Origin of the sequence: Bacillus sp. FSL M7-0307, from assembly GCF_038627835.1 — a bacterium.
Lineage (GTDB): Bacteria > Bacillota > Bacilli > Bacillales > Bacillaceae > Bacillus > Bacillus altitudinis.
In genome coordinates, this window is sequence record NZ_CP152023.1 from 1,986,970 (window position 1) to 2,000,704 (window position 13,735).

The following is a 13,735-nucleotide window of genomic DNA, read 5'->3' on the forward strand; positions in this document are numbered from 1 at the left end:
TTAAAATACAAATGGCTCTGTCTTCCATTATCAATTTAGTCTGTTTGTTTTTTAAAATTAGTTTAATTCTTTCGTAACGAATGATATGCTCTCGCTGTTTATATGTTATCTTTATGTATATGTAGACCTATGAGATTTATAGTTTTCGTACGAAGTTTTGTTGTTGTTGATTACATTTGAGGTGAATATTCTTGAATACCAATAAAAAAATATTAATCTTGACCGCAAATTATGGAAATGGACATATGCAGGTTGCAAAAACACTGTATGATGAATGCAAATCCCAAGGGTTTGAACATGTGATAGTTTCTAATTTGTATCAAGAATCAAATCCCATTGTGTCCGAAGTGACTCAATATTTATATTTAAAGAGCTTCTCCATTGGGAAACAATTTTATCGCTTGTTTTATTACGGTGTAGATAAAATTTACAATAAACGCAAATTTAACATTTATTTAAAGATGGGAAATAAGCGTCTTGATGAATTAATTCAATTACACAATCCGGATATCATCATCATTACATTCCCGATGATTGTTGTACCTGAATACCGAAACAAAACAGGTAAAGTCATTCCAACATTTAATGTGATGACAGACTTTTGTCTTCATAAAATTTGGGTACATGAAAACATTGACCGATACTATGTTGCAACCGATTATGTGAAACAAAAGCTAGTAGAAATCGGCACACATCCAAGCGATGTCAAGGTAACAGGCATTCCGATTAGACCACAATTTGAAGTAGACGTGCCTAAATCGATCATCTATAAAAAATATGGATTATCATCAGACAAAAAAGTCCTTCTCATTATGGCGGGTGCCCACGGTGTACTAAAAAATGTGAAGGAACTGTGTGAAGCACTACTTCTTGACAGTGAAGTACAAATTGTTGTTGTGTGCGGTAAGAATGCAGCGCTGAAGCAATCGCTTAGCGAACTTGAACAAGCACACCCAAATCAATTGAAGGCGCTTGGATATGTGGAACAAATTGATGAATTGTTCAGAGTAACGGACTGTATGATTACAAAACCGGGCGGGATTACATTAACAGAAGCAACAGCAATTGGTGTCCCAGTTATTCTTTACAAACCTGTTCCAGGACAAGAAAAAGAAAATGCTCTTTTCTTTGAAGATTACGGCGCTGCCATTGTCATCAACAGACACGAAGACATTTTAGAATCTGTCACCAACTTGTTGCAAGACGAAGAAAAGTTAGAATCCATGAAACAAAACATCAAAAAATTACACTTAAAACAATCTTCTCAAACCATTTTAGAAGATATCGTCGAACAATCAGATCTAATCATGAGCAACAAATCGTATGCTCAAGCATTATCATAAAAAGGTGTCCGTCAATGACGGACACCTTTTTTCTTTTAACCTTGATTCCCATTCGTTGTATACACTTCTTCAAACGGCTGCACGACAACAAAGCCACTTCCGCTAAACTTCATTTGAATGGACTCTCCGCTTCCCCTGCCAATAAACGTTTTGAACGATACATCTGTCACAAATTCAGTCTGCAAATCTCCTGACCATGCGACCGTCGCATTCGGATCTGTATAAACAGAATCACCTGGCTGAACAATCAGCGTCAGCGGTTCGTAATGACTTGTGATTGCCACAAGACCTGGTCCTTCAAGTTTGACATTAAATAATCCACCTGCAAGCATGCCAGATACCTTTTTCATTAATTTAATATCCCACCGAACTGACGGTTCAAATGCGAGCAGGTCGTTTCCATTAACGAAAATAGACTCCCCTTGAGCCAATCGAAGAATCGAGATTTTTTTCCCTTGGTCTGCTACATATAATTTCCCATCACCTGTGGCCTTCATCAAAGAGGTTCCTTCTCCTGATAACATTTTTTTGAACATCTTTGACACACCGTGTTCAAACACACCTTCACGTTCAAACTTTATTTTCCCGCGATATGAAACCATGGAGCCTGTCTTTGCCCAAATGGTATCCGTTAAATTAATTTCTAACAATCTTGATGTTTCAAGTTCGAAGACCCCTTCCCCTTTGTCTTCTTGCTGCGTATTCTGAACAAACTCCTCAATTGTGTAACGATTCATGACGCACCTCTTTCTGTATTTTTACTATATACGGACAAGTTATACATTAGGTTTCATGAGATTAGGACGTTTTATAGATAAATGTCATTCACTAAAAAAACAAAAAAATCAAACATTCTGCTCAAAATTTGGCTTGCCTGCTTGACGCTTTACTTTTGATGGTGTATAGTGGAACCATCATTTAACAACTGCTTAAGTCGTTAGGTGATGAAAAATTTTTTTTAGTATGCCAAAAGGTGTGCTACAGTACTAGGAGGAAAAAGCAATATGCAAAACGGTAAAGTAAAATGGTTCAATAATGAAAAAGGTTTCGGCTTCATTGAAGTTGAAGGCGGAGACGACGTATTCGTTCACTTCACAGCTATCGAAGGTGACGGTTACAAATCTCTAGAAGAAGGACAAGAAGTTTCTTTTGAAATCGTTGAAGGTAATCGTGGACCTCAAGCTGCAAACGTAACAAAAATCTAATCAACTCAATCAATGATGAAACGACAAAATAAAGAGAGGCTTATGCCTCTCTTATTTGATTTTCAGCTGAATTTCAATCGCTAAAATATTTTGCTTTAATCTTTGTTCAATTTCAGAGATATCTTTTTCGAGAAAAGGTCTTCCCTTCTTTGCTACATCTACCAGTTGCTCTAGATCACTGTACACCTCTTGAAATGTCCGATGTAATACCGTTTCAAAATCCTTATTATCCATGCCGGCCTTCCCCTTTTCCTCTATTATCCGTCACTTAGTCAAAAAGTAACTCAACCAAAACTTTCTATAGTTATATCGGCTCATTTTTCAGAATATGTTCTTTTTTTACACATTCTATTCGTTTTTTTTCGTGAGCGTATGATACATCTAGGGGAAAACCGGAGTGTACGCTTATTTTTTGAGTAATTCATTCCCGTATTGTTTGATCTTCTCTCCTACCGTGCATTGCTGTATACAAAAGGAGTGCGCGTATTTTTTGCCAAATTCTTTGCGAAAGTGCTTCTTAATCAAGCAATCTGAACAATACGTGTCTTGAAGATCTGTTAATTCTTTTACTGCTGTTTTTTTATCCACTTTATTCAGCTCCGTCTGCTTCTAATTTCAACTTACTTTCGATGGGGACGTCTGCAAGTATCTGTCTGGCAAGCTGATCTGCTTCTGCATTTTGTTTACGATCGATGACTTCATATGTTGGCGTGAGCTTCAGCTCTTTGATCGCAGCCTCAATTCGGTCGAGCCATTTGTTATGTATATCATCATAACAAGGCCATTCCCCTTTGAGCTGATTCATCACAACAAGAGAATCTCCTCTAATCGTAACAGAGTTTCTGCTGGCTCCCAGTTCTTTTAAAGCTTTTACCGCTTCAAATAAAGCCGCATACTCTGCCTCATTGTTCGTGGTGCTCTGAAAAGGCTGATTCTTCCTTAACCGGTATGCATCCTGTCCGAGCTGATAATACACGACAATTCCAAGCCCAGCATCACCTGTTTCTTTGCGAAAACTCGCATCAAAATAGACCTGAAGCTGATCGGGTTCAAGCCTAAGTTCTTCGTTTAGCTTTTCAAGTTCTTTCATCGACCACATCGCACCCTTTTCATCTTCAAATGATAGAAGTGACTGCGGTTCTTTTTTGTCTATATGTTTTGCTAAAAGCAAGGCTTCTTTGAGCTCCATCCAATCTTCTTGGAAAAAAGCAATGGACCCAATCGATTTCACTTTCATTGTATAGTGTGCTCTTAGTTTCATTGATCACATCGCCTTCCCGTACTTTTAAGGTAAACGTTCGTTATGCTATAATCAAAAAGTTACATTTTACATTTAGAAAGGAAGTTCATGTCACTTGTTTAAAGAAGGTATTTGGATCTTATTTGCGATCATTAATTTTATCATTGTTCTTCTATTTTATAAAGGATTTGGCAAGATGGGGCTTTTCGTCTGGATTGGTTTTGCAACAGTTGCTGCCAATTTACAAGTGGTCAAAACCGTTGAATTATTTGGCTTAACGGCAACACTTGGCAACATTTTATACGGCAGTGTGTTCTTTGCAACGGACGTCCTCAATGAAAAATATGGACAAACCGAAGCGAAAAAAGCTGTCTGGATTGGCTTTGCCACCCTTTTAACATTAACTGTTGTCATGCAGGAGGCTTTGCTTTTCCATCCCGCTCCATCTGACATTTCCCAATCATCATTAGAAACGATATTTGGCTTTATGCCAAGGGTCGCTCTTGGTAGTCTTGCTGCTTATATCATCAGTCAAATGTTAGATGTTTATGTATATTCGTTTATTCGCCGGATATTTCCTTCAGACGGTGCGCTCTGGCTGCGAAATGCGGGGAGTACAATGATTAGCCAGCTGCTTGATACACTCGTTTTCACAACCATTGCCTTTCTTGGGACCTACCCATTCCATATATGGATCGAAATTTTCATCACGACTTATGTGATTAAATTTATCGTCGCTGCCATTGGCACACCTTATGCCTATGCGGCGAAAAAAATGGTTCCAATTGATGAAAGGGGGAAATAAATTGCCAGCTGAAATATATATTGACGGTGCTAGTGCCGGAAACCCAGGTCCATCTGGCATCGGCATTTTCTTGAAATATGACGGAAAAGCTGAGTCTTTCTCCATTCCTCTTGGCATCATGAGCAATCATGAAGCAGAGTTTTCTGCGCTCATTGAAGGCATGAAAATATGCGTAGAAAAAGGATTACGGACCGTTTCATTCCGCACAGATTCACAAGTAGTGGATCGTGCAGCCAATGCAGGATTTGCTAAAAATCCATCTTTTCGTCATTTTATCGATGAAATGCTGCAGCTTCAAAGCGAATTTGATTTATTTTTCATTAAGTGGATTCCGAGCAAGGAAAATCAAGTGGCTGATCAGCTCGCTAGAAAAGCGATTCACCTTTCAAAAGGATGAATCGCTTTTCTTTTGGTTATGCTAATGTGTGAGGTGATACGAATTGGATAAAGAGAACAGAGGCCGTGTCACAAACGGAACGACTCCTCAAGGTGATGCGCAGACAAAAGATAAACAGCCAATATCGCAATTAGAAAATAAGGCGAAAAAAAGCAACACAAAGGGCTAATACATGTAGCCCTTTGTTTCTTTTCTGCGTAAGAACAACCTTAACTGATTCCTAATTGACTTAAGCGGTTAACCATTGGTTCGATCCCTTTAATTTGATGCAAGCGCAGCATCGCGGCTACCCGCTCTGGATTGATGTTCATTTTTGTTTGATCAATCGGACAGCTGAGTGGTACATCACATTTAATTTCTGCCAGTATACGAGAAAGCTTCAGATCTTCTAAACCTGCTTGCATTTTCTTTTGCTGAGCTGCCGTTAATGCATGAACATTTTCTAACAGTCGATCAATCGTTTCATACGTTTGAATAAATTTCAATGCTGTTTTTTCGCCGATTCCTTTTACACCAGGGTAATTATCGCTAGTATCACCCATCAGCGCTTTCATATCAATCAGCGCCTTTGGAGAAATGCCCATTTCCTCTTCAAAAAGGGCTTTTGTATAATGCTTATAATTCCCGATGCCTTTTTGCATCAAAGCCACGGTCACTTGTTCATTCAAGATCTGCAGCAAATCTTTATCTCCTGTTAAGACGGTCACACGTGCTTCGTTTTGATAGATAGATGCAAGCGTTCCAATACAATCATCTGCTTCAAAACCTGTCACACCAATATTCATGATCCCAAGTTCTTCTGTCGCCTCTTTTGCTAAATCAAACTGCGGGATAAGCTCAACAGGCGCCTCGCCTCGATTGGCTTTATAATCTTGAAACAATTCGTTCCGGTATGTCTGGCTTCCCATATCCCAGCAGCAAACGATATGAGTCGGCTCAAATGTTTGGACAGCTGTTAACAAATGCTTCAAATAACCATTCACTCCATTTGTCGGCACACCACGATCATTTATCATAAAATTGCGATGGACAGCCGTCGCATAAAACGACCTAAAAAGAAGGGCCATTCCATCTACAAGTAATACGTGTTTATTCATTCATCTAAACTCCCTTTTTATAAACAATACTCCTATTCTATCATAGAACATCGAAACGAACATAAAAAAGGCGCCTTCTTCTTTTTGATAAAGAAGAGGCAGCCCGATTACTTTTTACCATATTGCATTTTTTTCGTTTCCGCTTCTGCGTAGGATGGCATGTCTTTTTCCTTCGGCATGCGCTCCTCCTGCTGCTTTACGTTTTGCTTTTTTGCCATGATCATTCCCCTTTCTGGTTCATTTGTTAAGATGACCAAAAATGAGAAAGTTACTCTTTACTTCTGTTTACGCTGGGTGTATTCCTCCACCATCTCAATCGTGACATGTTTACGAAGCGGAACAATTCCGCCTCGGGCAAGCTCATTCATTTTAGACGTAATGGCATTGATCTCATCTGTTGAAAATGGTTCATTGTGTTCACATTTTTTCACAGCCGATTCAATCGCCTGCTCTCTTTTTTGTTCAAGTGCAAGAAAAGATTGGATATGGGCATGTTGTTTCTGTGAATGTGCAGAAATTTCTTCGTGTACGCTCGTCATCGTCTATCAGCTGCTTTCTTTTTTATATAGTCTATCATGAATCATATCGTTTTCAACTGGTTCTTCCATTCATTTGTTTGTTCATAAACTTGTTCAATGATCGCCTGTTTTTCAGCATCTGTTGTAAGGCTCGTCATAAATGTCTGTTTTTGCTCATTGAGCTGTTGGAGAGCATCTTGTTCGTACCTTTCCGTATAGGTCTTCACTAGCTTTTCATATCTGCTCAGCAACTCTTCTTTTTCGTTATCTGCCCAACGTGTTGTCATTTGATGTAGAACATCTCGAATGGCTTCAATAAACGTAGCCTTTTCATTTTGTTCAAAAAAGGCTTTCGCTGATTTTTGTTTCTTTAAAAGCGGCTCAAATGGTGCAATCTCTGCTTCGACTTCAATTTGTTTTAGCTCAGCGTTTTTCTCCTCAGGGGCTGATAGGCTGAGAGAAAAGTAAGGATCTTCCGCACATACAGCCTGCATCCCTTTTTCCCACTCCTCCTGGAAATAATGGTGGATAAACGATTCCATTCGGATATCAAGTGCCTTGAGCTCCTGCACAAATTCAAATTCATACTCCTTTAACGCTTTCTCAAGTGCCTTTTTTAACTGCTGACCAAAATTCCCTTGAGATATGCCAGGATAAAAAGCCGACTTTAATAGATCATTCGCAAATAATGAAAGCCGCTGTACAATATGATAGAGCTGTTCATGCACGTCTTTTTTTACGCTTTCGGTCACAAGCTTAGACCGTTTCACATCTTGCATTTTTTCGAGAATGGCTTCATAGGATGTCTTGATGTTTTTCTTTTCAGCTTCTTTCTCATCTTCTGATTGATGCAAGGTCGCACGTAGTCTATCGACCGTTGTACATAATGTATTAGCTTCAAAATGCAAAAGTTCAATGGCATCTTTCGTTAATTCTTCCTCAATAAAATAGTCGAGCTGTTTTCTCAGTGTTGCATATTGATTATAAGATGTCGGCTCTTTCCCCTCGATCTCTTCCTTACTAGACACATGATGCAGGTTTGGATTGCGGATGCCTTCTTTTGTGAGCTCGCTTCGTACATAGTCAAATACGGTTTCAAGCTCTGCTTGATCCTTAGCCAAATCAGCTGCATTGATGATAAAGAACATTTTATCCATGCTAAAGGAATCTTTTACGAGTCCAAGCTTCCGTAAAAATGAGCGATCAGCTTTTGAAAAAGAATGCTGATAATACGTTAAATAAAGAAGGGCGTCTGCATCCTTCATATACTGGAAGGCGATTTCTGTATGACGCTTATTCATACTGCTTGCACCTGGTGTATCGACAATCGTCAGCCCTTTATCTGTCAGAGGTGTACTTAAATACACCGTCACTTCCTTCACCACACAAGAAACAGATTCTTCCGCTACATAAGGCTTTAATTCTTGAAGTGTGACATGTAAATTGGTTTGGTTGTCAATGTCATCATGAAACTTGGCATAGGCTTGTAGAAAATGTTCTACAATGATTCGGTGATCCTGTTCGAGCTGCCGTTTTTTCAGCACTCTTTCCAGCTTTGCCTTAAACGAATCTCCTTTTTCTGTTGTGATCGAAAATCCAAGAATCTGATCGAGTTCCTCTAGAATGTCCTGCTTGGTTTTAAACACCACTTTGACACTTTCATGAGGATGATCTTCCGTAGGTCGTGTCAGTTTGTTAATTGTTGCAGTTGTTGGCGTAGGAGATGATGGTAACACCTTCCGTCCAACAAGCGCATTGGCAAAAGAAGATTTTCCAGAACTAAAAGCGCCAAATAATGCGAGTGTAAATTCTTTTGCTTGCAGCCGTTCTGTTCGTTTTTCAAAGGAATCTCTTTGAGACTTTAGAATATCTAAAGGCGATAAAATGCGGGAAAGCTCTTTAAATTGTGCAATCGATTGTGCTGTCGTTAAATGCTGCGATTGACGGTATTGATTGCGCTGTGTGCGTTCAGCAGCTAGATCGCTCTCTTCAGCATGAATTGATGCGTGATTCTTCTCCAGCTGGTCGTGCTGCATCCATTGCTTTTTCGCATAAAACCAGTCACCCGGGATATGTTCATCCGTTCCGTTTTGCCAAATATCCCATATATGCTGAATATCTAGTCTTATTTTTTCATTTTTTTCGTTGTACCCCTCAAGGCTCTGAAGCTCTTGTTTCGCTTGTTTCCATTTTTCCTCTTGCTTCTCTTGTTCATTCCGGAGCTGGTCTTTCAAGGTCTCAATCATCTGTTCAATCAATTGAAGCGCTTGCTGTTTTGCCTGTCTTTTCAATGCTTCACCAGCATCTTTCGCATATTGAAGAACGTATTCGTTAGAAAAAGTTGCCCCTTGGTGAATGACCTTTTCAAGCACGGATTCTTCAATAGGTGTCTCAAATGCCATGGCTTTGTCTAATAACGCTTCGCCAAGCTGATGCTGTTTTATTTCTTTTTTAAGGAGCTCGGCAATGTGCCAGTCAACTTCCGCTTTCATTCTCTTTTTTACATCTGCTAAGAAATCATTTGCCCGCTTTTCCTTTTCCTGCTCGGTTTTATTTTTTGCAAAAAGTAAACCCACTTTAAAGCCAGGTGCTTTCGATTCGATATAGTCACTTGCAAGCTCTCGCATCTTAAATGGCGTGAGGTTTGCATTTTTTAAGATGTTCTCTACTTCAGAAGACACTTCATCTTCTACCTGCTTTGCACCATTTTCAATAAATCGGCGTTTCTCTTCTAGTTCTTTCACTTCATTCCTTTTTTCTTGAAGCTGCGCGTCAAGGTCCTCTTCATGCAGTTCTTCTTTTAACGAGTCCATATGTTCTTTTAAAACATGTTCAATTTTCTGCTCTGTATAGGCTCGAAGCGATGCTTTAGGCATGGTTTGTAATTCTTGTAGTTTCTTCACTAAACGGATCATTTCGTTTTTTGGGTGTGCCTCATCCGTCACAGAAGTAAAATATAGATGTTCTTCTTCAATGCCTTCTTTTAAAAGCATCTCAACGATTTGTTTTTTGTAGTCTTCAAAAGTTGTCTCTTGTTCATCATGCCGATCCACTTGATTGACGATGAAATAAAGATTAGGCACTTTCTCTTTAATCGAGCGAATGAAGCGAATGTTTTCTTCAGAATGGACATGGTTATAATGAACGACATAAAAAAGAGCATCCGCTTGATGAAGAATAGAAGCGGCGGATAAAAAGTGCGCATGATCCGTTGAATCAATTCCCGGTGTATCGATGAGTGCCACTTTTTCTTCAAGTCCACTATAATCACCGCTAATTTCCACCATCTCAATTTGTTCCCCATCTTTACAAAAACGCTGCACCGCTTCTTTATCATAAGAACCGCTCATTTTTGCAAAACGTCCATCAGACGTATGGAGCTGAACTTCACTGACCCCTTTCCTGACAACAACCAAGTTTGCACTCGTTGGAATTGGGCTTGTGGGTAGGATGTGATCATGAAGAAGATGATTCACTAGTGATGACTTACCAGCAGAATAGTGGCCGGTAAATGCGATATACACTTCTTCTTCAGCTTCCTTTTTCATAATAGATGCAAGTTTGGCTGCGCGCTCGTGATCATCCCTTTTCAGAAGGCTTTGATATAAAGCACCTGTAGTTTGAACGAGCGAATCTCGAATAGACAAGTCTTTCATGACGATAAACCCCTTTGTTTTTAGAAAAGTCAGTTATGTATGTGTACCATTTTACACAAAATAAAGAGATTTTTCTTCTGATCTGAGGAAATAAAAAAAATCTGCTGCCCGATCAGTCACAATGGACTGCAATCAGGAAGCAGATTTTTTTGAAACACCTTTTAATACGAAGCCAATCAATAAGCTGTATACACAGACCGTACCGAGTAAGAAAATCATTGTCATGTGATCACCGTCCATCCTTCATGATTGAGAATGTTTATCATTAATGAAAGTGTAGCACAATTGATAATGATTTTCAATATTAATTTAGTAAATATTGATTCAGTGCTTTTTCTTCTGTTTGTATTCTGACCATCATCATCCATCCATTTAAACAAGTAAACAAAATGGCAGTAATAAATGCGTTAAATAGCAGCGGAATGAACATCAGTTCAATCGCCACCACCACATAGTTAGGATGCTTTAACCAGCGATACGGCCCCTTTTTCACAATCATCGCATTTGGAACGACTAAGATTTTTGTATTCCAATACGTCCCAAGTGAACATAGTGCCCAGTACCGAATCACCTGGGTAGCAAGCAGGAACACAAGCAGCAATAGGAAAAAACGAGACGGTTGACGATGCAGCAGCCATGTCTCTCCAATAAGCGAGAGGAAAAATGCTGCATGCATAGCGACCATATAAGGATAATGGCTTGCACCAAATTCGATCGCTCCGATCGCCTTCACCTTCTTTTCATTTCTTTTCGCCACAAGCATTTCAATGAGGCGCTGACAAATGAAAATGCCAATCACTATCCAGAAAATCATCACGAGAGCCCCTCCCATTTCATGAGCAATAATTCTGACGAAAAGCCTGGACCAAGTGCTCCGCAAAGCCCCACCTGTCCTGCATCTAGTGACTGATGTTCAAGAAAATGCTTTATCACATATAAAACGGTGGCAGAGGACATGTTTCCATGCTGTTTCAGAACCTCTTTTGAAGAAAATAGCTGATGATCTTGTAAAGATAGGCTTTCAAGATAGGCATCAATCACTTTTTTTCCTCCAGGGTGAGCAAGAAAAACGGATACATCCTCTGTTGAAAACCCTAGCTGATGTAAAAATTGATCCACTTGCTCTTTTAACCACCCAGAAATGATGGACGGAATATCACGTGAGAAGATGACCCGAAATCCGTCGGCGGTAAAATCCCATCCCATCACATCCTCAGAATCTTTCATGGTCACTGACTGCGTGCCAAGCACTTTAGGTACTGTTTTTAACCGCGTATACTTAGAGGCGGACTTTTCTCCAGTTAAAAGAACGGCCGCAGTCCCGTCACCGAACAGTGAGGTTCCAATTAAATTGCTTTTTGATTGATCTTGCGGCTGAAAAGTGAGGCTGCAAAGCTCGCAGGCAACAACTAGCACTTTCGCTTCTGGATACGCCCTGATGTATTCATAAGCTCGGGATAAGCCTGCCGCCCCGCCCCCGCAGCCTAACCCCCAAATTGGCACTCGTTTCGTATAAGGAGAAAATGGAAGAACATTCATCAGCTTTGCATCAAGACTTGGCGTTGATAACCCTGTACTGGAGATGAAAAACAAAGCATCAATCTCATCAAAAGGAACTGGCTTTGTAAGAAATGCTGTTTCATGCAGACAGTGAAAAACGGCTTCTTTCGCATGAGCCAATGCTTTTTCGACATAGAGATTATTTTTCTCTTCAAAAGTGTGATGTTCTTGATACCAATCAATAGGCTGGACAAACTGCCTGCTCTCTATTTCGCCATTATTAAAAGCTTTTAATAGTCGATCAATGTCTTTAAACGATCGTTTAAATTGAGATCTTGCAAATTGAGCAGCTGCTTGCTGATCCACATGATGTTTTGGCAGACTTGTTCCAACTGAAAGAATGTATGCCATCGGCTTCACCTCTTTTTTCGGTTAATATCCCCAATCAAAAAAAGGATATACATGCCAAAACGACACAATTCAGTCAAAATATTTTCCTCCGTCTAACTTTTTGTCTTGACGACAATTGATAAATATTGGATAATATAGGTGAAAACATGATGTAGTTTTCCTCCTTCACAGGTTCGTTCCAAGCCAAGCGAACCTGCTTTTTTTATGCAATTTAAGTTCAAAAATAATGTTGATTTAATGAAAAATAAAAGAACTCCGTTAATTGGGAGTTCCTCTGTGAATGACCTCTCTTAAGAACATCTAAAGAGCAAACCCTCACCTAAATCTTTTCAAGGATTGACTTAATAAAATCAGTTTTTTCATGTGCGTATTTGTGTTTGTCATTTACATGTAAACTTGATAATTTAAGTTTAAGCTGTTGGTACTCATTTCTAGCTTGCTCATTATTTCTCAAGTAATCTCTGAAATTTAACTGTTCAAGTAAATACTTATTATGTCTTTGGTACATATGGATTTGATGTGTTCGTGGTTCTCCTTTATTAAAGTAGTGTCTTTCAGGTAATACGTTTGTTCCTTTATATAAGTAACCGAGTCCTTCCAACGCTATTACACATTTTTCTCCATCAAAAAAATGTTCTATTTCAATTGCAATATCAATAATTGGCTTAGCGCTTAAACCTTTTACTGCCGTACTTCCAATATGATGTACATTCACTATGTATGGACCAATATCAGCTATTATCTGGCGCTTTTCTTTTTCATATTCGTTTTTCCACTCCATAGACCAAGGTACTAAAAAAACTTCCCCTCTTGGTAATCCTAACATTTACTTATCCCACCTTTTAACACCCATTTGGAGAATGTTAATAAACCAACTTTATCATAAGTACCATATGGAGAGAGCAGACAGATTTCAATAATCATCCTATTCGTTTAGATCTATTTCTTGGTTGATGTCATTCAATACGATTCTTAACAATTCACTCTCATCTTATTTTATATCTAAAGAACAAAAATGATTATTAATAGAGTTAGTTAACATAGCTTTATGCAAAAAAACACCTCTCAAATGAAAAGTGCTGACCGTAGACAAACCCCACCTTTACTTCAAGTAAAAGTGCTGTATGAAAGGAATAAGCAAATGACTTTTCACGTTCACCTTTTACATAGTAGCCAATCTCTGATTCAGTTGTACTGACTTTGCTTTCTTTTGTTTCTTCTTTATTTTGTACGGTAAGAGCTTTTCTCTATGTATTTCGCGATTGATAGCCTCTATCTCCAATATCCACATGAGCATCCTTTTTTTCAATGAAATCGGCATTTTACAACACTTTCATACGGAATCTCCTTTCACTTCGCATTAATGGTTAAATCTGTTGCTATCTTAGCGTATAAATATCAACGTTTCGATCATATTCAGAATTATTTCATTTAAACATGGATGGATCACCTTTTTTTCTGATCAACACAAATAAATAACCATAAAATGCTAATTTATTTGATAATTATATATGAAAAGGTGTTTTTTTCCTGTATACTTAATCAATATGAACACCATGAAAA

General features: G+C 38.8%; 16 protein-coding genes. 5 read left to right on the plus strand and 11 right to left on the minus strand.

What is annotated here, in order from left to right; genetic code table 11:
• The first annotated feature begins 191 nt into the window (after positions 1-191).
• Entirely contained in the window at positions 192-1,343 is a 1,152-nt protein-coding gene (locus MHI41_RS10020; RefSeq protein ID WP_007500831.1) for a diglucosyl diacylglycerol synthase, read from the plus strand.
• 35 nt (positions 1,344-1,378) lie between these two features.
• Here the strand turns inward: MHI41_RS10020 and MHI41_RS10025 are convergent, their stop codons facing one another.
• Positions 1,379-2,080, minus strand: coding sequence for an AIM24 family protein (locus MHI41_RS10025; protein WP_017359709.1), 702 nt, complete (start codon positions 2,078-2,080; stop codon positions 1,379-1,381).
• Positions 2,081-2,347: 267 nt separating this feature from the next.
• Here MHI41_RS10025 and cspD point away from each other — a divergent pair, with 267 nt between their 5' ends.
• Positions 2,348-2,548 (plus strand): cold-shock protein CspD, encoded by a 201-nt coding sequence (cspD, locus tag MHI41_RS10030; protein WP_003215784.1) that lies wholly within the window; start codon positions 2,348-2,350, stop codon positions 2,546-2,548.
• A gap of 51 nt (positions 2,549-2,599) precedes the next feature.
• Here the strand turns inward: cspD and MHI41_RS10035 are convergent, their stop codons facing one another.
• The 3 genes from MHI41_RS10035 to MHI41_RS10045 all read right to left on the minus strand — a co-directional run bounded on the left by MHI41_RS10035 (position 2,600) and on the right by MHI41_RS10045 (position 3,809).
• Positions 2,600-2,782, minus strand: a complete 183-nt coding sequence (locus tag MHI41_RS10035; RefSeq protein WP_008346368.1) for a hypothetical protein — start codon at positions 2,780-2,782, stop codon at positions 2,600-2,602.
• Between the two features lie 171 nt (positions 2,783-2,953).
• The gene (locus MHI41_RS10040) at positions 2,954-3,136 is read right to left on the minus strand and encodes a zinc-finger domain-containing protein (RefSeq protein ID WP_008346366.1); all 183 of its coding nucleotides are present in this window, start codon (positions 3,134-3,136) and stop codon (positions 2,954-2,956) included.
• Between the two features lies 1 nt (position 3,137).
• Positions 3,138-3,809: a ribonuclease H family protein gene (locus tag MHI41_RS10045; protein WP_017367474.1), complete on the minus strand. Its 672-nt coding sequence runs from the start codon at positions 3,807-3,809 to the stop codon at positions 3,138-3,140.
• Positions 3,810-3,903: 94 nt separating this feature from the next.
• Between MHI41_RS10045 and MHI41_RS10050 the strand changes: the two genes are divergently transcribed.
• The 3 genes from MHI41_RS10050 to MHI41_RS10060 are packed head-to-tail and all read left to right on the plus strand — an operon-like array spanning position 3,904 to position 5,159.
• Positions 3,904-4,593, plus strand: coding sequence for a queuosine precursor transporter (locus tag MHI41_RS10050; protein WP_342494170.1), 690 nt, complete (start codon positions 3,904-3,906; stop codon positions 4,591-4,593).
• A 1-nt stretch (position 4,594) separates the two neighbouring features.
• Positions 4,595-4,990, plus strand: a complete 396-nt coding sequence (locus tag MHI41_RS10055; protein WP_008346359.1) for a reverse transcriptase-like protein — start codon at positions 4,595-4,597, stop codon at positions 4,988-4,990.
• A 43-nt stretch (positions 4,991-5,033) separates the two neighbouring features.
• Positions 5,034-5,159, plus strand: coding sequence for a hypothetical protein (locus tag MHI41_RS10060; protein ID WP_008346357.1), 126 nt, complete (start codon positions 5,034-5,036; stop codon positions 5,157-5,159).
• A gap of 40 nt (positions 5,160-5,199) precedes the next feature.
• Here the strand turns inward: MHI41_RS10060 and MHI41_RS10065 are convergent, their stop codons facing one another.
• The 7 genes from MHI41_RS10065 to MHI41_RS10095 form a co-directional block, all read right to left on the minus strand.
• Complete coding sequence (locus MHI41_RS10065) at positions 5,200-6,087, minus strand: 5'-3' exonuclease (RefSeq protein WP_317327517.1); 888 nt, start codon at positions 6,085-6,087, stop codon at positions 5,200-5,202.
• 275 nt (positions 6,088-6,362) lie between these two features.
• The gene (locus MHI41_RS10070; RefSeq protein WP_008346351.1) at positions 6,363-6,626 is read right to left on the minus strand and encodes a YpbS family protein; all 264 of its coding nucleotides are present in this window, start codon (positions 6,624-6,626) and stop codon (positions 6,363-6,365) included.
• A gap of 41 nt (positions 6,627-6,667) precedes the next feature.
• Positions 6,668-10,261, minus strand: coding sequence for a dynamin family protein (locus MHI41_RS10075; protein WP_342494171.1), 3,594 nt, complete (start codon positions 10,259-10,261; stop codon positions 6,668-6,670).
• Positions 10,262-10,393: 132 nt separating this feature from the next.
• Positions 10,394-10,501 carry a Fur-regulated basic protein FbpC gene (fbpC, locus tag MHI41_RS10080; protein ID WP_306172627.1) on the minus strand — a complete coding sequence of 36 codons (108 nt, stop codon included), beginning with the start codon at positions 10,499-10,501 and terminating at the stop codon, positions 10,394-10,396.
• 64 nt (positions 10,502-10,565) lie between these two features.
• Positions 10,566-11,075, minus strand: coding sequence for an isoprenylcysteine carboxylmethyltransferase family protein (locus tag MHI41_RS10085; protein ID WP_017367476.1), 510 nt, complete (start codon positions 11,073-11,075; stop codon positions 10,566-10,568).
• Positions 11,075-12,172 (minus strand): 3-oxoacyl-[acyl-carrier-protein] synthase III C-terminal domain-containing protein, encoded by a 1,098-nt coding sequence (locus MHI41_RS10090; RefSeq protein WP_342494172.1) that lies wholly within the window; start codon positions 12,170-12,172, stop codon positions 11,075-11,077. Before MHI41_RS10090 ends, MHI41_RS10085 begins: the two co-directional genes overlap by 1 nt.
• Positions 12,173-12,491: 319 nt before the next feature.
• Positions 12,492-12,998: a GrpB family protein gene (locus MHI41_RS10095; RefSeq protein WP_272511649.1), complete on the minus strand. Its 507-nt coding sequence runs from the start codon at positions 12,996-12,998 to the stop codon at positions 12,492-12,494.
• Positions 12,999-13,735 lie beyond the last annotated feature (737 nt).